We start from the raw sequence: 18,935 nt of genomic DNA, 5'->3' as shown, positions 1-18,935 counted from the left end.
CACCGGCTGCCTCGTCAGGTTGAATTCTCAAAACGGTCTCTAGCGCAAGTAGTGCTATTTCCAACTTCCATCGCGCCACATGGTCGCAAAGGCGGTGCCGTAATCGGGATAGCGGAAGGAAAAGCCGAGCGCCTTGATGCGTTTATTGGAAACGCGCTTGTTCTCGCCATAGAACGAGCGTGCCATCGGTGTCAGCGGTGCTGTATCGAAATCGGCCTCTTCCGGCGGTTCGACGCCCATAAGCTCCGCCGCATAGGCGACGACGTCCTGCGGCGGTGCAGGTTCATCATCGGTTATGTTGAAAATACCGGCCTCATTGCGCAGGCTGAGAAAAACCAGTACACCGGCAATATCATCGACGTGGATACGGTTGAACACTTGCCCGCTTTTGTTCAGCCGCCGTGCGTTGCCGTTGGCGAGATTGACGAAAGCGTTGCGGCCCGGCCCATAAATGCCGGCAAGCCTCAGGATAGCGAGCGGAACGCCACGCTCATCCGCCAATTGCTGCCAGCCGCGCTCGGCATCGACACGTTCGACGGAACGGGCTGAGACCGGATGGCATGGCGTATTCTCGTCGACCCAAGCGCCGCCATGATTGCCATAGACGCCGACGGTGGAAAGGTAGCCGATCCATTGCAGTTTGGGCATGGCGTGACGAATGGTCTTGCCGAACTGTGCCAGCACCGGATCGCCGCTCTGCCCGGGGGATGTCGAGATGGCGAGATGCGTGACACCGGCGAGGACATCGACAATCTCCTGTGAGGCGTGGGTGCCGTGAAAGAGGAACGGCGTGATCCCATCCTTTTTAAGGTCTGAAAATTTGGCGCTATCGCGCGTCGTCCCGCCGATGAAATCCGCTTGACCATCAATGACTTTGGCAAAGGCGCGCGCCGAATAACCAGCGCCGAAGAGAAAAATGTTCATTATTGATTTTTCGCGGCTTTGTGCCACTCGGTCAAGACGCTCGCGTCATTTTCCTGCGCGGCTCCGTGCAGGCGCAGGGCTGCGAACCGGTCTTCATCCATCAATTCACTCAACGCCCACACGGCGGCACCGCGCACGAGTGGCGAGGGGGCGGCGAGATGCGTTTTGACGGTTTCGATCAGGCCCGGGTCGCCGGAATTGCCGCTGGCGATAAGCACATTGCGTATGAAACGGTCCCGGCCGATGCGCTTGATCGGTGAGCCCGAGAACATCGTGCGAAATGCCGCTTCGTCCAGCATCAAGAGCGATGCGAGCGACGGCGATTTCAGGTCATCGCGCGCCTGTAGTTTGGTTTCGCGCGCAGTCTCGGCAAATTTATTCCACGGGCAGACGGCGAGACAATCGTCGCAGCCATAGATGCGGTTGCCCATCGCCCTACGGAATTCGAACGGGATGGGCTCTTTGTGCTCGATGGTAAGGTAGGAGATGCAGCGCCCTGCATCGAGCTGATAGGGCGCGGGGAACGCGCTTGTCGGGCATACGTCGAGGCAAGCGTGGCACGAGCCGCAATGATCTGCCTCGCGTTCATCGGGCGGCAACTCCGCTGTGGTGAAGATCGTGCCGAGAAACAGCCACGAGCCATGGCTGCGACTGACGAGATTGGTGTGCTTGCCCTGCCAGCCGAGGCCGGCGGCCTCGGCCAGCGGCTTTTCCATAACCGGTGCCGTATCGACGAAGACTTTGAGGTCTTCGCCCGCGGCGCGGGAGGCGAAACGGCTGGCGACGCCCTTGAGTTTGCCTTTGATGATGTCGTGATAATCGCGGTTCTGTGCATAGACGGAAATCGCGGCCTTGTCCTTGTGCCGGAGGATTGCCAAGGGATCGCTGTCCGGTCCGTAATTCATGGCAAGCACGATGATCGAGCGCACCTCCGGCCACAGGTTTTGCGGACTGGCGCGGCGCTCTTCCGTTTCCTGCATCCAGTCCATGCTCGCGTGGCGTCCGAGCGCCAGATATTGGCGCAAGCGCTCTTCGGCGAACGGGATGGCATCCGGCCGGGTGATGGCGACCAGATCGAAGCCAGCCGCACGCGATTCCTCGAGGATGAACTGCTTCAGCCGTTGTTGTTGGTTTGAAACCATCTTGCATGAACCCTGTGCATGGTTCGACGCTAACTATCTCTCCCCTTGTGGGAGAGAAAGCGATTTCAGCATCTTAGCCTCTTTGCTAAGTGCTAGAAATCGCCAGACAGGAGATTTGCTTCACTGAACTACCCCCTCTCTTGGCTTTTCTAAGGATTTAGCGAAGAGGCTAATCCAAGAAAACCCTTTCTCCCCCCACCAGGGGAGATAAATCGGCGCTATCAAAAATCCAGATCGCCATAATGCGACGAAGGCGGCAAGCCGCGCACCCGATCCGACAGCAATGGCCGGAACGACGGACGCGATTTCATCCGCGTGTACCAGTCGCGCGCCGCTTTATATTCGCCCCATTTGATTTCGCCAAGATAGTCGAGAATCGAGATCGAAGCAGCGGCCGACATGTCCGCATAGCTCGGCGCCGGTCCGGCCAGCCAGTTGCGCGTTGCCGTCAGCCAGTCGATATATTTCATATGCTGGGTGATGTTCGTCCGGGCAGCACGGATAGCGCCTGAATCCGGCGCTCCACCACCCTGTTCGGCGGTCATGTGCAATTTGAAAATGCGTTCGCGCGCCATATGCCGGGTAACTTCATTTTCGAGCTTCGTAAGGAACCAGTCGACCAGCCGTCGCACTTCGGCGCGGTTGAGCGAATCTTCAGGAAACAACCGGCGGCTGCGCTTCAGCGCGCCGCGCGTTTCGTCGATATATTCGGCGATCACGGAAGCCCCCGAAACCGGAACATCGCCTTCCGCCAGGAGCACGGGCAGTGTTCCCGCGGGGTTGAGCGCCAAAAACTCCTTGCGGCGTGCCCAGCTGTTTTCTTCGATCAGCTCCACTTCAATGTCATATTCATTGAGGATAAGCCGGGTGTAGCGCGAGCCGGTGGACATAGGATGATGGAAGAGCGTCAACATGGCAGATTGGTAAATCTTTCAAACTGGTATTTTATCCGCACCGTCGTCTCGCGACAGCCGCGTCAGGCTTGCGCCAAACCTATAAGCGCAACCGTAGCACGAGACAAGTAAACAGGATTTCACCAACAGCCGGTTCTCCCAACCGGCACCCATCAAGAAAGCGGTAATCATGGAAACACAGACGATTGTCGAAGCGGCCTTTCTTGGCTTACTGGAAGGAATAACCGAATTCCTGCCGGTGTCGTCAACGGGGCATCTGTTGCTCGCGGGGCATTTCCTCGGCTTCGAATCGAATGGCAAGACGTTCGAGGTGTTGATCCAGCTCGGCGCTATCCTGGCGATTCTCAGCGTCTACTTCGGCCGCCTCATGAAGATTGCGCGCGATCTTCCAACCGATCCGAAAGCGCGCCGTTTCGTTACGGGCATCCTTATCGCGTTTCTCCCTGCTGCGGTCATCGGGGCGCTCGCCCACGACATCATCAAGACCGTGCTGTTCGAATCGCCCATGCTGATCTGCGTGATGCTCATCATCGGCGGGCTGATCCTGCTCTGGGTCGATAGGGTCGAACTGAAGCCGCGCTATACCAATGTCATGGATTTTCCGCTGGGTCTCTGCTTCAAGATCGGCCTGATCCAGTGCTTTGCCATGATTCCCGGTACGTCGCGTTCCGGTGCGACGATTGTCGGAGCGTTGCTGCTCGGAACTGACAAGCGCTCGGCAGCCGAATTTTCTTTCTTTCTGGCAATGCCGACAATGGCCGGTGCTTTCGCCTACGATCTCTTCAAGAACCGTCACATACTGACTTTCAACGATGCGTCGCTGATCATTATCGGGTTTATAGCAGCCTTCATCTCGGGCGTGTTCGTCGTCCGTTATCTGCTGGACTATGTCTCGCGCCACGGTTTTGCATTGTTCGCATGGTGGCGGCTCGTCGTCGGGACGCTCGGACTGGTCGCGTTGATTTTGATGCGGTGACGAGGCACTGCTCTTTACCCTCCTCCTTGTGGGGAGGGACGGACCGCAGGTCCGGGGAGGGGTTTCTTAAATGCCAAGGCGCGTCGGCGGGTGTTGAGTGGTGTAAAAAGACCCCTCCCTGCTGCTGCGCAGCCTCCCTCCCCACAAGGGGGAGGGTACAGGCCGCAACTCTCATCCCTAATTAAGCGGGTTTCTGGCTGGAATATTGTCCGTGCACACGGAAGCGCCAGAGATAGGACGGCAGGATCGTTTCGATCGTCTGCGGCCGGATACCAAGCCCTTCAAGGGTGCGGCCCGCTTCTTTTGCAGCGGGAGACACCACATTATCGTGCTGCAGGAGCAAGACCTGATCCTTTGTCAGAGGTGGCTTTGGCAGATAGCCAAGGATAGAGCCCTGAATTCTGGCGATCCAGAACGGGATCGATACGAACATGCGCTTGCGGCCAGTGACTCGCAGCACTTCCTCGAGGCATTGCTTGAAGGTCAGAACTTCACCGCCGCCAAGTTCGTAGACTTCGCCCGGCTTGAGGGTGCCATCGACCGAACGTGCAAAAACTTCGGCGACATCACCGACATAGACCGGCTGGAACCTGGTGTGGCCGCCGCCGATCAGCGGCAGAAAGGGCGAAATGCGCGCCATGCCGGCAAATTTGTTGAAGAAATTGTCCTCAGGTCCGAAGACGATGGATGGGCGAATGATGATGGCGTCCGGCAGCGTATCGTGCACAGCTGCCTCGGCGCGGCCCTTGGTGCTGGCATAGGCGGAATGAGAACGGGGATCTGCGCCAATCGCCGACATATGTGTCAGGGGGACGCCCGCCGCACGGGCCGCTTCCGCGACCGCGCGGGCACCGAATTCATGCACCGCGCTGAACTTCTGCTTGCCGCCTTCGAACAGCAGCCCGACGAGATTGATCACATGATCGGAACCGGCAACCGCACGATCCACGGAAGCGCGGTTGCGCAGATTTGCCTGTACGGCCTGGATCTGGCCAACGCCGCCAAGCGGCTGCAGGTCAAATGCGAGATCGGGATGGCGTACGGCAACACGAACGCGGTAGCCGCGCTTGGTCAGCGCACGCACGACATGACGACCGATAAAGCCGGAGCCTCCGAAAACGGTGACGAGTTTTGGCTTAATGATTGTCATCGAGCTCTCCTAAAATGCAAGCGGGCAACAGATGCTGTTTAATGCCTTTTGTCGCCGGCGCAAAGGGAATTGGAGCTCAAAATTCGCGGCGCGTTGCCGCGCTAAAGTATGCAGATGCATGGCTCGACAACGCTGCCGAACCACGCGCTTTGATTGATTACTGCAGCATTACCGTGCGCAATTCGTGTTCCTGCGCGCCGACAAGCACATTGTCGCGTTCATCGGAAAGCACGATCGGCTCGCCATTGGCCGCAAACAGCGCCCAAAGCTCGACGCCCGGCGTCATCGGCGGGAGTGCCGGAAAGCTCGTGGCGAGGTCATCGGTTTTGACCTTGCGCATATAAGCCACCTGGCCAGCGCCAAGGCGCGCAAATTCAAGCTCGGTCAGGAGATTCTTGTGATCGGTGGTTTGCATAATAGCCTCCATATTCGGACAGTCCATTCTTAGGCCCTGTCCAGTTAGAGCTACGACTAGTCCTGAACCGCAATGTTGATGCGTTTGACCAATCGTTCGGGTTCCGGCCGGTCGAGATCGATCGACAGAAGCCCATTCTTCAAAGTGGCGGTGCTGACGCGCATTCCATCGGCAAGAACAAAAATGCGCTGAAACTGACGTGCGGCAATGCCACGATGCAGATATTCGCGGGTCTCTTCTTCGGCCTGCCTGCCGCGAATGATCAACTGATTGTCTTCCGTGGTCACCTCGAGATCGTCATTGGAAAAACCCGCAACGGCGAGAATAATTCGAAGCTGTTCACGGTCATTGTTGCCACGGATACGCTCGATATTATAAGGCGGATAGCCGTCGCCGGACTTGGCGATACGCTCCAGCGTTTTTTCCATCGAATCGAAACCAAGCAACAAGGGGCTTGAAAACGGTGTCATTCGTGTCATTTGTGCAGTCCTTGAGAAAAGCGACCTAAAAGCAAAACCCGTGATGTTAAGGCATTTCACTTCTGTTCATTGATATGGCGATTGAACTGCAGACTTCAAGAGAGAGCCGATTTAAGGCCTAAAGAAAGTAAGAAATGACGCGTAAAATCATAATCGATACCGATCCCGGCCAAGACGACGCTCTCGCAATCCTTCTGGCATTCGCCAGCCCGGAACTGGAAGTCCTTGGAGTGACGGTTGTAGCCGGCAATGTGTCATTGGCTTTGACTGAATTGAACGCAAGGAAGATCTGCGAGCTTGCCGGCCGCCCTGACGCGCGAGTCTTTGCCGGCGCCGATCGCCCTTTGATGCGTCCGCTGGTCACAGCCGAGCACGTGCATGGCAAGACCGGTCTCGATGGGCCTGACCTGCCGGAACCGGCGATGCTGCTGCAAGATCAGCACGCGGTGGATTTCATCATCGAGACTTTACGCAAGGAGGAAACGGGAAGTGTTACACTCTGCGCACTTGGCCCTCTCACCAACATTGCCCAAGTCCTGATTCGCGCCCCGGAGCTTGCACCCCGTATCCAGGAAATCGTGCTCATGGGCGGCGGGTTCTTCGAAGGCGGCAACATTACACCGACGGCGGAGTTCAATATCTATGTGGATCCGCATGCGGCGCAGATCGTGCTCCGGTCGGGCGTTCCCGTGATCATCCTGCCGCTCGACGCAACCCACAAGACGCTGACAACCGCCAAGCGTATCGAGCGTTTTCGGGCAATGGGGACAAAGGCCGGTGCCGCCTCCGTTGCGCTTCTGGAATTCTTCGAGCGGTTTGACGAGGAAAAGTACGGCCGGGATGGCGGTCCGCTGCATGATCCGAATGTCATCGCCTACGTGCTGAAACCGGAGCTCTACCGAGGCAGGCATTGCAACGTCGTCGTCGACGCCACAAACGAATTGACGCTCGGCATGACTGTCGTCGATTGGTGGGGCGTGACCGATCGCCCCAAGAACGCGCTCTATATCCGCCATGTCGATGATGAAGGTTTCTTCGATCTCTTGACCGAACGCGTCGCGCGCCTGCCTTAAGCGTGACCTATCTTGTTGTTTATTCACGGAAAGTTGAAATCGCGTAAACCATCAATAAGTAATTCTCGGACAAAATCCCCTTGAGCGAGTAGTGTCCAAAGGATGGACAGCAGAGAACTTGGGGTTTGATATGCTGACACGGCGCGGTGTTCTTACCGGTATACTTGCAGCGGCGCTGGCGCCGCAGGCTGCGTTGGCGGCGCCAAAGAAGAAGAAAATCTTCGTCATCAATCCGGTATTCAGCCCACAATATGTATCGTACGATTCATCCTATGCGCCGGGCACAGTGGTGATCGACCCCCGTGGGCGGTTCCTTTACCTGATTGAAGACAGCTTCACCGCGCGGCGTTACGGCGTCGGGGTCGGACGGGCTGGCCGGGTCTTCCACGGCGTCGCGAAAGTCGGCCGCAAGGCCGAATGGCCGCGCTGGATCCCGACGAACGGTATGATCAGGCGTCAGCCGGAAAAATATGCGCGCTACGCCGGTGGGGTCGCAGGCGGTCCCCATAATCCGCTAGGTGCCCGCGCACTCTATCTTTATCGCAATGGGCGCGACACGCATTATCGCATCCACGGAACCACCGAGCCGTGGACGATAGGACGCGCTGTCTCCAATGGTTGCATCCGCATGGTCAACGAACACGTGATGGACCTGTATGCGCGGGTACCGGTTGGCGCGCGCGTCGTTGTAATCTAGGCTGCGACGCTCTCCCGCTGGGTGTCGGGAGCCAGGGTGATTTCGAGACCATTGAGCTCTGCAGTCATTATGAGCTGGCAGGAAAGACGAGAATTGTCCTCGACGTGAAAGGTCACGTCGAGCTGGTCGACTTCCTCGTCAAGCGGTTCAAAGAGCTTTTCTGACCAGTCCTGGTCGACATAGACATGGCATGTCCCGCAGGCGCAGGCGCCGCCGCATTCCGCCTTGATGTCGAGCCCCCAATCGCGAATGACTTCCATGACGCGGAAGCCTTCGAGGGCTTCCAGCGTATGGCGCTTGCCGTGCTGATCGGTGACGTGGATATAGAGGGACTCTGAGCTCATCAGGGTTGTTACCTATGCCGCCTTCAGTTTCTTCTGCAGGGAGGTGGAGGACGTCGTGTACTGGAAGATGATCCGTTCGCCTGGCGAAACAATGCGTTTGGCTGCCTGGCTCATCAGCGCGGCTTCATGGAAACCGGAGAGGATCAGCTTCAACTTGCCGGGATAGGTGTTGATGTCGCCAATCGCGAAGATACCCGGCTCGGAAGTCTCGAATTTCTCCGTATCGACGGCGATCAGGTTCTGATCGAGATTGAGGCCCCAATCGGCAATCGGACCGAGCTTCATCGTCAGGCCGAAGAATGGCAGAAGACGACCGGCGTCGAGGATTTCTTCGCCCTCGGCGCCCTTGAGGATGACCTTTGACAATTGGCCGTCCGCGCCTTCCAGACCGCTGACCTGCCCCATGCGGAACTTGACGCGCCCGTCCTTCTCCAGCGCCCACATCTTGTTGACGCTGTCAGGCGCGGCGCGGAATTCTGGCCGGCGATGCACTAGGGTAACCGATTTGGCAACCGGTTCGAGGTTGAGTGTCCAGTCGAGGGCGCTATCGCCGCCGCCGACGATAACCACATCGTGGCCGCGGAAAGCCTCGATCTTGCGCACAGCGTAGTGAACGCTGACGCCCTCGTAGAGCTCGATTTCCGGCACGGGCGGGCGCTTGGGCTGGAAGGAACCGCCACCAGCCGCGATGACGATGACCTTGGTGATGAAAACTTCGTCCGCATCGGTCTCGACGCGGAAACGTCCGTCCTCAAGCTTCTCGAGCGCGGTGACCATGGTGGAGAAATGAAACTGCGGATCGAAAGGCGCGATCTGCTTCAAGAGATTGGTGGTGAGGTCCTGGCCGGTGACTTCGGGCAAACCGGGAATATCGTAGATCGGCTTTTCCGGATAAAGCTCGGCACACTGGCCGCCCGGACGATCGAGAATATCGATCACATGGGCGCGCAGGTCGAGCAAACCAAGCTCGAACACGGCAAAGAGGCCGACCGGGCCGGCGCCGACAATAACCACATCTGTTTCAATCAATTCGGACATAAAAGTGCCTTCTGGATAACGAATTCGAGTTCTTTGTGGAGGTTCACGCCCCGGGAACGCGGCGCCAGCTATAGGTGCCGGACGCTGTGTGCGAGCCTCGTCCCGGCTGGTAGTAACCGGGAACATCGTGAAGATTATGACCGGCAAGACGGTTCAGTGTCACCGCGTGGTTGACCTTCATCGTGTCGAAGCCGGTGCGCAGCATATAGGCGACCTGATCGATCAAAACATCCCCAACGGCGCGTAACTCACCCTTGAAATGATGCTGGTTCTTGATCAGTTCGGCCTTCGAATAGGACCGCCCATCGTTGAATGCCGGAAACTGCAGCGCAATAACCGGAATTGAATCCAATAATGGCAATAGTGGCTCAATGCTTTCACCCGGCGCGACCAGAACGCCGATTTTGCGATTGGAGGCATTGCGGGTCTCTTCCGTGAGACCGAGCCATGCGCCCAGCGGCAGGATCACAGCAGGTGCATCACCGGCTTCCTCCAGCGTTTCGGCTGTAACGTAGGGATCCTCACGGAACCCTTCACGGCCCCAAAGCTCACCGGCAGGTTGTTCAATGTCACTCATAAACTCGAATCCGTCAGCGAGATGTTGCTCAGTTCGTCGGTGAGTCCGGTCAGGTGAATGCCGCACTCTGTCTTGTCGGAGCCAGCCCAACGGCCAGCGCGATCGTCTTCGCCGTCCTTGACCGGCGCGGTGCAGGGCATGCAGCCGATCGACCGGTAGCCTTCGGCGACCAGCGGGTGCGGCGGCAGATCATGCGCGGCCATATACGCCTTGAGATCGGCAGAGGTCCAGTGTGCAAGTGGGTTGATGCGGACACGCGCGCCCACAGACTCGAACACGGGGAGTGCCGTACGTGTCGATGCCTGGAATTGCTTGCGACCCGTCATCCACGCGCGATAGGGCGCGACGGCACGGGCCATCGGCTCGACCTTGCGGATATAGCAGCAGCGATCCTTGTTGGTCATCGACAGTGCGCCGAACGGGTCCTCATCCTTGAGGCTCTGCTTCAGCGGATGGATATCATGCACGTCCGTCATGCCGAGCTCAGCGATGATCTGGTCGCGATAGCGCAGTGTTGCCGGAAAATGCTTGCCGGTCTCAAGGAAAAGCACCGGCGTCGCGCGGTCGATCTGCGCAATCATGTGCAGCATCACTGCGCTGTCGGCGCCGAAAGAGGAAACAACGGCGATCTCCTCGTTGAAGAGGTGATCGACCGCAAGCTCGATGACATCCATTGGCTCGAGGTTACCGTAGCGGGCCTGAAGCGCGCGCGCCTCATCCGCCACGGTCTGATCATTGATTTCAAGCAGCATTTGCAACCTCGCTATAGAGCGCATCCTTGAACGGTGCCGCGCCCACGCGCCGGTAGGTGGCAAGGAAGGTCTCTTCCTTGTCGGTTCTGATTTCGAGATAACGATCGACGATCGTCTCGATTGCATCGACAATTTCTTCTGATGAGAAGCCGCGGCCGGTGATGTCACCGATCGTGCAAATCTCATCGCCCGATCCACCGAGGGAGATCTGATAGAGCTCTTCACCCTTCTTCTCGACGCCGAGAATGCCGATGTGGCCGACATGGTGATGGCCGCATGCGTTGATGCACCCGGAGATCTTCAGCTTGAGTTCGCCGATATCTGCCTGACGCTCCGGATTGCCGAAGCGTTCGGAAATGCGCTGCGCGACGGGGATCGAACGCGCTGTTGCCAAAGCACAATAGTCGAGACCGGGGCAGGAGATGATGTCGGTGATCAAGCCGGCATTGGCCGTTGCCAGACCATCCGTCAAAAGCAGATCGTATACGATGCGCAGATCGGCAATCGCCACATGCGGCAGAACGAGGTTCTGCTCATGGCTGACGCGAATCTCGTCATAGGAGAATTTCTCGGCGATATCGGCGACCAGGTCCATCTGCGCGTCGGTGGCATCGCCCGGAATACCACCGATCGGCTTCAGCGAAATGGTCACGACGCCGTAGTCTGGATTCTTGTGCGGTGTCACGTTCTGGTCGACCCAGGCGGAGAACGCATGATCTGCCTTGCGCGCGGCCGCCAGCCCGGACCAGCCTTCGGGACGCTGGACCAGATTTGGCGGCGCGAAGTAGGTGTCGATGGCATCGACGTCCTCCTGCGGCAGTTTGAGATCGGTTTCCTTGATCGCCTGCCATTCGGCCTCTATCTGACGGGTGATTTCTTCAGTACCGGTCTCGTGCACGAGGATCTTGATGCGCGCCTTGTACTTGTTATCCCGGCGTCCACTAAGGTTGTAAACGCGCACGATCGCTGTCGTGTAAGTCAGCAAATCCTCGACTGGCAGGAAATCGCGAATTTTCTTGGCGACCATCGGCGTGCGGCCCTGGCCACCGCCGACATAGACGGCAAAGCCGAGTTCGCCAGCTTCGTTCTTCTTCAGATGCAGGCCAATATCATGAACCTGGATCGCAGCGCGATCGCGGTCAGCGCCTGTTACGGCGATCTTGAACTTCCGTGGCAGATAGGAGAATTCCGGGTGCATCGACGACCACTGCCGAAGGATCTCGGCATAAGGGCGTGGATCCCCGACCTCATCCGCGGCGGCACCAGCAAAATGATCGGCGGTCACGTTACGAATGCAATTGCCCGAGGTCTGCAGCGCATGCATTTCCACCGATGCGAGCTCGTCGAGAACTGCTGGAATATCCTTGAGCGCAGGCCAGTTGTACTGGATGTTCTGGCGCGTGGTGAAGTGACCATAGCCGCGATCATAGCGGCGGGCGATATGAGCGAGCTTGTGCATCTGACGACTGGACAGCGTGCCGTAGGGAACTGCGACACGTAGCATATAGGCGTGCAACTGCAGATAGACGCCATTCATCAACCGCAGCGGCCGGAACTGCTCTTCAGTCAGTTCGCCGGAAAGACGGCGCTCCACCTGATCCTTGAACTGTTCAACGCGAGCAGAGACGAACGCGTGATCAAACTCATCATAACGATACATACTGCGGTCTTTCGATTTTCAGGTCAGGCGGCTTTAGGCTTTTCAGCCTGTTTGCCGAGGTCAAGACGAATGGTGGGTCCGAGCTGACGGATGCGCTCGCGCAGACGGACTGGATAAAGATCTGTACCGCGTTCTTCGACGTCGATGACATTCACGTCGATGACGAGGTTGGACTTGATCGCGGATTTGCCGGCTTCTTCGAGCGCATCAACCGCTTCCGCGTGACGCGCGATCAACGCTCCATCGATATGTTCCAGCCACTCGCCGTTGGCGCCGAGCCATACAACTTCGCCATCGGTCAGGCGGTTTGCAGTCAACACTTTAACGCTCATGATCTTCATCCTTCGCAGTTATGCAGCATTGGGTTCAAGGTGGTGCTGCTCCACGGAATTCTTTGCATTGGCGGAAAGAGGTTCGGCCTTGTCGATGGCAGCGCCCGCTACCGCATCGCCGATAATCACCATAACCGGGCCGTCGAGATCGTCGCGCTGTTCCAGCGCCGGCAAATCACTGAGCGTGCCATGGAACATGCGCCGGTCTACGCGCCCGGCATTCTCGATGACGGCAACGCCGGTATCGGCATGAAGCCCCGCCTGCATCAACCGTTCAGCGACGGAAGCAGCGACGCTGCGGCCCATGTAGACAGCGATGGTCGCACCGGAAATAGCGAGGCGCGCCCAGTCGGGCAGCACTTCGCCAGCCATGTCGTGACCCGTGGTGAAGACGAGGGACGATGCGACACCACGCAGGGTAAGAGGCAGCTGCATATCCGCTGCAGCGGCAAAGGCCGATGTGATGCCGGGTACGATCTCGAAGGCAATGCCGGCGTCGCGCAACGCGGCCATTTCTTCACCTGCACGGCCGTAGACCAATGGATCACCCGACTTCAGGCGAACGACGCGCTTGCCTTCACGTCCAAGCGCGACGAGCAGATCATTGATCTCGCTCTGGCTCTTGGTGTGGCAGCCTTTGCGCTTGCCGACGGAGAGCCGGGTCGCATCGCGGCGACCCATCGCAACCACAGCTTCCGGCACCAGGGCGTCATAGACGATAACATCGGCCTCCATGAGGACGCGGTGCGCGCGCAATGTCAGAAGATCTTCGGCGCCAGGCCCCGCACCGACAAGCCAGACGTAGCCCTTCGGGGCGGCCTGATCGTCGAGGAGACCGGCTGCTGCCTGGTGGGCGCCTGTCAGGTCATTGTTGTAAATCTTGCTGGCGACATCGCCCGAAAAGAACGAGCGCCAGAACAGGCGGCGCGGCAGTCCTTTTTTGACCAGCTTCTCGACCACAGGGCGATAGGCATTGGCAAGACGTGCGAGATCGCCGAGCCGCGGCGAGAAAGCGGCATCGATACGGGCGCGGATCATCTGCGTCAGCACCGGGCCGGTGCCTTCCGAACCGATGGCAATGGCGAGCGGCGCGCGATTGACGATGGCGGGCGTGTAGAAATCGCAAAGGTCGGGGCGGTCAACGACGTTGACTGGAATGTGCTGGCGGCGCGCTTCATCCGCGATCTCCGCATCCTGGTCTTCATCGCCAGTGGCGACGAAGACCAGCTTTGCGCCGGTCAGTTGCTTGGGAGCAAATTTTGTCGCGATGTGTTCGTAGCTGCCGTCACGCAGGAAAGCGGCAAGTTCGGGTTCAGGCTCAGCCGCGATTACCCGAACGGTAGCGTTGGTCTGGCTTAAAAGTCGCGTTTTGTTCAACGCTTCCTCGCCATTGCCAATCACCACAAGCACTTCATTCCGCACGCGGAAGAAGGCAGGAAAAACCGAAAGCTGGCTGGAACGCATGGACATAAACAGGGGTATCCCGATGGTTCCGAGGATTATCCCTGATCCGCTTTCGTTTTATAAGGAACAGAAGTGCGCCAATTGTCGCGGGTGAGCATGGAATTTCTGAAAATGCCGGAACAAGCGGATTCGCATTCTATGCGCTCAAAGGGACACACGCCTAGCCATCGCCTCCTGAGGCAAAGCACGACATGCTTGATCGTCCGTATTCGCGAGGCATCGATACACGACTAGATTTATCGTGTTAGCGAGCAAATGCAAGTAATTTTTTCTTGCTACGAATGTCGGATCGCGGAACTCCGGTTCGTCCTCTATAGGAAACCCGTTGAATGAAGAGGAGATTTATTCATGCGCATGATTTTCGTGAACCTGCCAGTAAAGAACATTGAGGCTACACGGGTCTTTTTTGCCGCTTTGGGATTCAGTTTCAATCCCGATTTTTCTGACGACAAGACCGCCTGCATGGTGATCGAGGAAAACATCTTTGCGATGCTCATGGAGGAGGATCGGTTTCGGGATTTCATCAACAACGATATCAGCGACGCCACCAAGGCGCAGGAAGTGCTGATCGCACTTTCTGCCGGGAGCCGCGCGGAAGTGGACGACATGCTGGCCAAGGCGCTCAGCGCCGGCGGCAAGGCGTGGAAGCCAAATCAGGATCTCGGTTTCATGTATGGGTGCAGCTTCCAGGACATCGACGGTCATGTCTGGGAAGTCGCGTACATGGACATGTCCGCACAGTAGAAAACTCTACAGCAATTGGCCGTCCTCATGTGAGGGCGGCCTGTTGCATTTTACCAGATACCGGGGATGAGGTGCGACTTTACCTTTCGACAATAGGCGTCATACCCCGATAGATTTGCTTTCAGATAGCGCTCCTCATCCAGCAACCGCATGGCAATGACGACGCTCAAGAGCATCGCAACGGGTAGCGCCCATAGCGAGCCGAGCGCCAGAGGCGTTGCCAGGAAAAATACCACTGCGCCCGAGTACATGGGATGACGCACCAAAGCGTAAGGGCCGCTGGAGATAACGTTCTGCCCGGATTTCACTTCGATGATGCTCGACGCGTGACCGTTCTCGCGTAAAGCCAAAAACATGATCCAGAATCCGACGATAACAAGGATGTTAGCCAAGACGACGAGCCAAACCGGCAAGGGCAGTCCGGTGCAGTGCCGCTCTATTCCCGGCACGATATACATCAGGAGGCCGACCACACTGGCCGCGCCCTGAATCCATTTCTGCGAGGTTTCTCGCTCGGCGCCCGCACCGGCTTTCTGCCGGCTGGCAACAAGCGCCGGATCGTGCTTGACAAAATAGAATGTCAGCCAGAACATGCAAAGCGTGAAGACAACCAGATAAAGCCACCCTTGCCAGAAGCGGAATGTCCATGCAGGAACGTGCACCAGAAGTACCAACACCACCAAGGCCTTGATGCATCCCCCGATTGCCGTTTTGCGCAGCTTTTCGAGGTCAAGTGGTTGCTTCATCACGCTATGTCTCCTCAGGCTGTAAACACCGCAGGCACGTGCACAGGCCAGCGCCATGGCAGGATAGCAACAAGATCGAAACGAAGGGAGAGACGGGAATGGTCTGGCTGGCGCGCGAGCCACAGATCGGCGGCGGCTTCGATGCGGCGCATGGTCAGGACATTGACCGAATCCATCGCCTGTTCGAGTGTTGTTCGAGCCTTGACCTCGACGATGAGTACGACATTTCTACGCCGGGCGATCAGGTCGATCTCCCCGAGTTTCGTGCGATAGCGGCGGCCGATGATGCGATAACCTTTCAGTATCAGGGCAAGGGCAGCAAGGCGCTCGGCGGAGTGACCGCGACGGTAGGCCTTGTGGCGCTTGCCAGACGCGGTCATTTCATCGCCAGGAGTCGTTGATACAGCTCGCCCTTGGGCCGCCCGGTCATGCGCGAGGCCTCTCCGGCGGCCTTGGCGGGCGACATTTCAAGGCTAAGCGCACGCAATAACGCATCGATGTCATCATCGGTTCGAGGCACGTGCTCGTCTTCAGGAGGAGCAGCGATGACCAGCACTACCTCTCCCCGTATGCGATCTTCGCCGTCGAATTCCGCCGCCAGCTCCTTGAGTGGCAGGGTGACGATCGTCTCATAGGTCTTGGTCAGTTCGCGGCAAAGCGAGGCCTGTCGTTCAGGGCCGAACACTTCGACCATATCTGTCAGAGTCGTTGCTGCACGATTGGGCGATTCAAAGAACACCAATGCAGCATCGAGCGACTTCAATTGCTCAAGTTTGGCGCGTCGCTGACCCTGTTTCGACGAAAGAAAGCCGGCAAAATAAAACGCATCCTTGAATAAACCAGACGCCGTGAGCGCAGCGAGAACCGACGATGCACCGGGGATCGGTACGACGCGAATGCCTGCCGCCTTTGCTTCCGGCACCAGCCGCCCACCCGGGTCGGAGACCAGCGGCGTACCTGCATCGGAAATCAACGCCACGCTTTTACCCGCCAGCAGCGCTTCGATCAGCTTGGGTCCCGCCATATCCGCATTGTGTTCGTGATAGGCATAGGGACGCCGCGAAATACCATATCTGTCGAGCAAAACCCGGCTGACGCGCGTGTCCTCGCAAGCGATGACATCCGCAGCGGCCAAGGTTTCGATCCCGCGAATGGTCATGTCGCCGAGATTGCCGATCGGTGTCGCCACGATATAAAGCGCCGGTTCCAACGGCCGGGCGCGGAACGAGGCACTGCCGATCTGATAGTCCCGCTCTTTTGCTTCCCCTTCGGACAAGTCTCTTCCTTAAGCTGCGAGATCGGCGATGACTGCATTGAGCACGATTGCACCTTCGGGCGTCGTGCGGATGCGACTGTTGCCGATATATTCGATAAGACCCTGTTCGGCCAAGGAAATCACACGGCTTTCCTTGACACTATGTCCGGTCAGACTCTCGTAACGAGAGAGATCTATACCCTCGACGAGACGCAATCCCATGAGCAGGAATTCGTCGCCCTCTTGTTCGTGCGTCAGAAACTCTTCTTCGACGACGCCATGACCTGTAGTTTCGACCTTCTGCACCCAGGTTTCGGGATGACGTTCGGTGATCGTCACTGCGCGGGTGCCGTTTTCGAGGAACCGCCCATGCGCTCCCGGACCGATACCGACATATTCGCCGTAGCGCCAATAGATGAGATTGTGCTGCGACTCCGCACCCGGCGCGGCATGATTGGAAATCTCGTAGGCGGGCAGGCCATGCCGTGCCGTGACCTCTTGCGTCTCCTGATAGAGCATTGCCGCATGATCACCATCGGGCGTCACGAGTTTGCCGGCTTTCCAAAGGTTATAGAACTGCGTGCCCTCTTCAATCGTCAATTGATAGAGCGACAGATGGTCTGCGGCATAGGAGATGGCCTTCGCCAGTTCGTCGCGCCATGCGGCAATCGTCTGATCGGGCCGCGCATAGATCAGGTCGAACGAGAGCCGGGGAAAAATCTCCCGCGCCAGTTTGATCGCGGCAAGCGCCTCCTCGACATTGTGCATCCGGCCGAGCCGGCGCAAATCTGGATCGTTGAGGGCCTGAACGCCAAGCGAAACGCGGTTCACACCGGCGGCGCGGTAACCTAGGAAACGGTCGGCTTCAACGCTGGTCGGGTTGGCTTCGAGCGTGATCTCGATATCGTTTGGCACATGCCAATTGCGCGAAATCTCGTTGAGAACGGATGCCACGGTTTCCGGCTGCATCAGCGAGGGTGTGCCACCGCCGAGGAAAATGCTCGAAACGGTGCGCGATCCGGTCCGTTCCCGCATTGTCGTCATTTCGCGTGCGAAGGCTGCGGCAAAGCGCGGTTGATCAACAGCTTGATGCCTGACATGCGAATTGAAGTCGCAATACGGGCATTTGGCCATGCAGAACGGCCAATGGACATAGACGCCGAATCCCGACTCGCCTTTGTCGGACTGGTTCATCCGGCGTCCAGACAATCTTTGGCAAAATGCTGGAAGGCGCGGGCGCGATGCGACAGTGCTATAGCATCGCCAGGCTTCCAGCCATGCTTTTGTTCGGCCGTCATTTCGCCGAATGTCAGGTCGTAACCTTCCGGTTTGAACACCGGATCGAAGCCGAAACCGGCCGTACCGCGGGGCGGCCAGACAAGTTCGCCTTCCACCTCGCCGCGATAATAATTGGCTTCGCCATCGGGCCATGCAAGGCAAATGACCGAGACGAAACGGCCGCTGCGATTCTCGGGGGCGCTAGCGCCCGCTTGCTGCATCTCAGCTTCGACCTTCTGCATGCCATGGGCAAAGTCGCGCTTGCCATCGGGCAATTCCGCCCAATTGGCCGTATAGACACCCGGTTTACCCTCTAGAGCGTCGACGCAAAGGCCCGAATCATCGGAGAGCGCGACAAGACCGGTGGCCTTGGCAGCGGCGAAAGCTTTGATATAGGCATTTTCCTCAAAGGTCGTGCCGGTTTCATCCGGTTCCGGCAGCCCAAGATCTTTCGCCGATACCACTTCGAAGCCAAAAGGTCCAAGCAGGTCGATCATTTCATCGATCTTGCCTTGATTATGGCTGGCGACAAGCAGCTTGCCTTTTTCGAGTGTCTTCATTTCAGATTCCATAATTTCGGTTCGGCAAATTCGATCGAATTGCCCGACGGATCGCGGAAATACAGCGAATGCGCCCCGTTCGGCCAGTCGAATTCGCTTTCGATGGCAACTCCATGCGCCTCAAGATGGGATTTCCACCCGGCAATTTCATCCCGCGTCGCTCGAAAACACACATGACCTGGACCGGTGGCACCATGGGAGGGTATCGGCAAACCACCTTTCGAGCGTTCCTTCAGTTTTTCCGGGTCAAACAGGATCAGCACGCCCGGCCCGCAGCAGAAGAACACGGATTCTTCGCCAGCACGCAGGATGCATTCAAGCCCGAGCACATCGCCGTAGAATCGTGCAGCCGCCTCGACATCGGTCACATAAAGCGCTGTTTCCAATATTCCCGAGGGCTGCATGGTGAAATCCC

The 18,935-nt window shown here is 57.9% G+C and carries 23 protein-coding genes; 4 read left to right on the top strand and 19 right to left on the bottom strand.

Translation table 11 applies throughout. The features are described from left to right. Positions 1–54 precede the first annotated feature (54 nt). The 3 genes from PHA01_RS24650 to PHA01_RS24640 all read right to left on the bottom strand — a co-directional run bounded on the left by PHA01_RS24650 (position 55) and on the right by PHA01_RS24640 (position 2,980). Entirely contained in the window at positions 55–924 is an 870-nt protein-coding gene (locus PHA01_RS24650) for an SDR family oxidoreductase (protein ID WP_271898924.1), read from the bottom strand. Further along, complete coding sequence (gene queG, locus PHA01_RS24645) at positions 924–2,066, bottom strand: tRNA epoxyqueuosine(34) reductase QueG (RefSeq protein WP_271898923.1); 1,143 nt, start codon at positions 2,064–2,066, stop codon at positions 924–926. Before queG ends, PHA01_RS24650 begins: the two co-directional genes overlap by 1 nt. 221 nt (positions 2,067–2,287) lie before the next feature. Beyond that, complete coding sequence (locus tag PHA01_RS24640) at positions 2,288–2,980, bottom strand: glutathione S-transferase family protein (RefSeq protein ID WP_112529538.1); 693 nt, start codon at positions 2,978–2,980, stop codon at positions 2,288–2,290. A gap of 169 nt (positions 2,981–3,149) precedes the next feature. Here PHA01_RS24640 and PHA01_RS24635 point away from each other — a divergent pair, with 169 nt between their 5' ends. Continuing rightward, positions 3,150–3,956, top strand: coding sequence for an undecaprenyl-diphosphate phosphatase (locus PHA01_RS24635; RefSeq protein ID WP_271898922.1), 807 nt, complete (start codon positions 3,150–3,152; stop codon positions 3,954–3,956). 181 nt (positions 3,957–4,137) lie between these two features. Here PHA01_RS24635 and PHA01_RS24630 read toward each other — a convergent pair whose 3' ends face one another. The 3 genes from PHA01_RS24630 to PHA01_RS24620 all read right to left on the bottom strand — a co-directional run bounded on the left by PHA01_RS24630 (position 4,138) and on the right by PHA01_RS24620 (position 6,000). Further along, a complete protein-coding gene (locus PHA01_RS24630; RefSeq protein WP_271898921.1) occupies positions 4,138–5,106 on the bottom strand; it encodes a complex I NDUFA9 subunit family protein in 969 nt (322 codons plus the stop codon). A gap of 157 nt (positions 5,107–5,263) precedes the next feature. After that, positions 5,264–5,521: a BQ00720 family protein gene (locus PHA01_RS24625; protein WP_112529544.1), complete on the bottom strand. Its 258-nt coding sequence runs from the start codon at positions 5,519–5,521 to the stop codon at positions 5,264–5,266. 56 nt (positions 5,522–5,577) lie between these two features. Continuing rightward, positions 5,578–6,000: an Hsp20 family protein gene (locus PHA01_RS24620; protein WP_271898920.1), complete on the bottom strand. Its 423-nt coding sequence runs from the start codon at positions 5,998–6,000 to the stop codon at positions 5,578–5,580. 134 nt (positions 6,001–6,134) lie between these two features. Between PHA01_RS24620 and PHA01_RS24615 the strand changes: the two genes are divergently transcribed. After that, on the top strand, positions 6,135–7,073 hold the full coding sequence (locus PHA01_RS24615; RefSeq protein WP_271898919.1) for a nucleoside hydrolase: 939 nt from the start codon (positions 6,135–6,137) through the stop codon (positions 7,071–7,073). Between the two features lie 130 nt (positions 7,074–7,203). Further along, positions 7,204–7,770 carry a L,D-transpeptidase gene (locus PHA01_RS24610; protein ID WP_271898918.1) on the top strand — a complete coding sequence of 189 codons (567 nt, stop codon included), beginning with the start codon at positions 7,204–7,206 and terminating at the stop codon, positions 7,768–7,770. Here PHA01_RS24610 and PHA01_RS24605 read toward each other — a convergent pair. From PHA01_RS24605 to cysG, 7 genes are read right to left on the bottom strand one after another with little or no spacing between them, the layout of a single operon-like run. Then, positions 7,767–8,114: a 2Fe-2S iron-sulfur cluster-binding protein gene (locus PHA01_RS24605; protein ID WP_112551609.1), complete on the bottom strand. Its 348-nt coding sequence runs from the start codon at positions 8,112–8,114 to the stop codon at positions 7,767–7,769. The two genes, PHA01_RS24610 and PHA01_RS24605, sit on opposite strands and share 4 nt — an antisense overlap. A gap of 12 nt (positions 8,115–8,126) precedes the next feature. Beyond that, a complete protein-coding gene (locus PHA01_RS24600) occupies positions 8,127–9,152 on the bottom strand; it encodes an NAD(P)/FAD-dependent oxidoreductase (RefSeq protein ID WP_224511503.1) in 1,026 nt (341 codons plus the stop codon). 43 nt (positions 9,153–9,195) lie between these two features. Continuing rightward, the gene (locus tag PHA01_RS24595) at positions 9,196–9,729 is read right to left on the bottom strand and encodes a DUF934 domain-containing protein (RefSeq protein ID WP_271898917.1); all 534 of its coding nucleotides are present in this window, start codon (positions 9,727–9,729) and stop codon (positions 9,196–9,198) included. Beyond that, the gene (locus tag PHA01_RS24590; RefSeq protein ID WP_271898916.1) at positions 9,726–10,481 is read right to left on the bottom strand and encodes a phosphoadenylyl-sulfate reductase; all 756 of its coding nucleotides are present in this window, start codon (positions 10,479–10,481) and stop codon (positions 9,726–9,728) included. The genes PHA01_RS24595 and PHA01_RS24590 overlap by 4 nt, the downstream gene beginning before the upstream one ends. Then, positions 10,471–12,141: a nitrite/sulfite reductase gene (locus PHA01_RS24585; protein ID WP_271898915.1), complete on the bottom strand. Its 1,671-nt coding sequence runs from the start codon at positions 12,139–12,141 to the stop codon at positions 10,471–10,473. Before PHA01_RS24585 ends, PHA01_RS24590 begins: the two co-directional genes overlap by 11 nt. A 23-nt stretch (positions 12,142–12,164) precedes the next feature. Next, positions 12,165–12,473, bottom strand: coding sequence for a DUF2849 domain-containing protein (locus PHA01_RS24580; protein ID WP_271898914.1), 309 nt, complete (start codon positions 12,471–12,473; stop codon positions 12,165–12,167). An 18-nt stretch (positions 12,474–12,491) separates the two neighbouring features. Then, a complete protein-coding gene (gene cysG, locus PHA01_RS24575) occupies positions 12,492–13,943 on the bottom strand; it encodes a siroheme synthase CysG (protein ID WP_271898913.1) in 1,452 nt (483 codons plus the stop codon). Positions 13,944–14,285: 342 nt separating this feature from the next. Between cysG and PHA01_RS24570 the strand changes: the two genes are divergently transcribed. Next, positions 14,286–14,681 carry a VOC family protein gene (locus tag PHA01_RS24570; RefSeq protein WP_271898912.1) on the top strand — a complete coding sequence of 132 codons (396 nt, stop codon included), beginning with the start codon at positions 14,286–14,288 and terminating at the stop codon, positions 14,679–14,681. Between the two features lie 50 nt (positions 14,682–14,731). Here PHA01_RS24570 and PHA01_RS24565 read toward each other — a convergent pair whose 3' ends face one another. From PHA01_RS24565 to PHA01_RS24540, 6 genes are read right to left on the bottom strand one after another with little or no spacing between them, the layout of a single operon-like run. Further along, a complete protein-coding gene (locus PHA01_RS24565) occupies positions 14,732–15,427 on the bottom strand; it encodes a methyltransferase family protein (protein WP_271898954.1) in 696 nt (231 codons plus the stop codon). Between the two features lie 14 nt (positions 15,428–15,441). Next, complete coding sequence (locus PHA01_RS24560) at positions 15,442–15,807, bottom strand: YraN family protein (protein ID WP_271898911.1); 366 nt, start codon at positions 15,805–15,807, stop codon at positions 15,442–15,444. Continuing rightward, on the bottom strand, positions 15,804–16,703 hold the full coding sequence (gene rsmI / locus PHA01_RS24555; protein ID WP_271898910.1) for a 16S rRNA (cytidine(1402)-2'-O)-methyltransferase: 900 nt from the start codon (positions 16,701–16,703) through the stop codon (positions 15,804–15,806). The genes PHA01_RS24560 and rsmI overlap by 4 nt, the downstream gene beginning before the upstream one ends. Before the next feature lie 9 nt (positions 16,704–16,712). Next, a complete protein-coding gene (gene hemW, locus PHA01_RS24550; protein ID WP_271898909.1) occupies positions 16,713–17,876 on the bottom strand; it encodes a radical SAM family heme chaperone HemW in 1,164 nt (387 codons plus the stop codon). Beyond that, on the bottom strand, positions 17,873–18,520 hold the full coding sequence (gene rdgB, locus PHA01_RS24545) for an RdgB/HAM1 family non-canonical purine NTP pyrophosphatase (RefSeq protein ID WP_271898908.1): 648 nt from the start codon (positions 18,518–18,520) through the stop codon (positions 17,873–17,875). The genes hemW and rdgB overlap by 4 nt, the downstream gene beginning before the upstream one ends. After that, entirely contained in the window at positions 18,517–18,924 is a 408-nt protein-coding gene (locus PHA01_RS24540; RefSeq protein WP_271898907.1) for a VOC family protein, read from the bottom strand. The genes rdgB and PHA01_RS24540 overlap by 4 nt, the downstream gene beginning before the upstream one ends. Between the last annotated feature and the right edge of the window lie 11 nt (positions 18,925–18,935).

The organism is Candidatus Phyllobacterium onerii (assembly GCF_028331445.1).
In the GTDB taxonomy this organism is placed as follows: domain Bacteria; phylum Pseudomonadota; class Alphaproteobacteria; order Rhizobiales; family Rhizobiaceae; genus Phyllobacterium; species Phyllobacterium onerii.
The sequence above is the reverse complement of the archived record's forward strand: the minus strand, read 5'-3'. Positions and strand labels throughout refer to the sequence as shown.

Coding starts and splice junctions, on each gene's coding strand:
- PHA01_RS24650 (WP_271898924.1), bottom strand. CDS start 924: ATGAACATTTTTCTCTTCGGCGCTGGTTATTCGGCGCGCGCCTTTGCC.
- queG (WP_271898923.1), bottom strand. CDS start 2,066: ATGGTTTCAAACCAACAACAACGGCTGAAGCAGTTCATCCTCGAGGAA.
- PHA01_RS24640 (WP_112529538.1), bottom strand. CDS start 2,980: ATGTTGACGCTCTTCCATCATCCTATGTCCACCGGCTCGCGCTACACC.
- PHA01_RS24635 (WP_271898922.1), top strand. CDS start 3,150: ATGGAAACACAGACGATTGTCGAAGCGGCCTTTCTTGGCTTACTGGAA.
- PHA01_RS24630 (WP_271898921.1), bottom strand. CDS start 5,106: ATGACAATCATTAAGCCAAAACTCGTCACCGTTTTCGGAGGCTCCGGC.
- PHA01_RS24625 (WP_112529544.1), bottom strand. CDS start 5,521: ATGCAAACCACCGATCACAAGAATCTCCTGACCGAGCTTGAATTTGCG.
- PHA01_RS24620 (WP_271898920.1), bottom strand. CDS start 6,000: ATGACACGAATGACACCGTTTTCAAGCCCCTTGTTGCTTGGTTTCGAT.
- PHA01_RS24615 (WP_271898919.1), top strand. CDS start 6,135: ATGACGCGTAAAATCATAATCGATACCGATCCCGGCCAAGACGACGCT.
- PHA01_RS24610 (WP_271898918.1), top strand. CDS start 7,204: ATGCTGACACGGCGCGGTGTTCTTACCGGTATACTTGCAGCGGCGCTG.
- PHA01_RS24605 (WP_112551609.1), bottom strand. CDS start 8,114: ATGAGCTCAGAGTCCCTCTATATCCACGTCACCGATCAGCACGGCAAG.
- PHA01_RS24600 (WP_224511503.1), bottom strand. CDS start 9,152: ATGTCCGAATTGATTGAAACAGATGTGGTTATTGTCGGCGCCGGCCCG.
- PHA01_RS24595 (WP_271898917.1), bottom strand. CDS start 9,729: ATGAGTGACATTGAACAACCTGCCGGTGAGCTTTGGGGCCGTGAAGGG.
- PHA01_RS24590 (WP_271898916.1), bottom strand. CDS start 10,481: ATGCTGCTTGAAATCAATGATCAGACCGTGGCGGATGAGGCGCGCGCG.
- PHA01_RS24585 (WP_271898915.1), bottom strand. CDS start 12,141: ATGTATCGTTATGATGAGTTTGATCACGCGTTCGTCTCTGCTCGCGTT.
- PHA01_RS24580 (WP_271898914.1), bottom strand. CDS start 12,473: ATGAGCGTTAAAGTGTTGACTGCAAACCGCCTGACCGATGGCGAAGTT.
- cysG (WP_271898913.1), bottom strand. CDS start 13,943: ATGTCCATGCGTTCCAGCCAGCTTTCGGTTTTTCCTGCCTTCTTCCGC.
- PHA01_RS24570 (WP_271898912.1), top strand. CDS start 14,286: ATGCGCATGATTTTCGTGAACCTGCCAGTAAAGAACATTGAGGCTACA.
- PHA01_RS24565 (WP_271898954.1), bottom strand. CDS start 15,427: ATGAAGCAACCACTTGACCTCGAAAAGCTGCGCAAAACGGCAATCGGG.
- PHA01_RS24560 (WP_271898911.1), bottom strand. CDS start 15,807: ATGACCGCGTCTGGCAAGCGCCACAAGGCCTACCGTCGCGGTCACTCC.
- hemW (WP_271898909.1), bottom strand. CDS start 17,876: ATGAACCAGTCCGACAAAGGCGAGTCGGGATTCGGCGTCTATGTCCAT.
- rdgB (WP_271898908.1), bottom strand. CDS start 18,520: ATGAAGACACTCGAAAAAGGCAAGCTGCTTGTCGCCAGCCATAATCAA.
- PHA01_RS24540 (WP_271898907.1), bottom strand. CDS start 18,924: ATGCAGCCCTCGGGAATATTGGAAACAGCGCTTTATGTGACCGATGTC.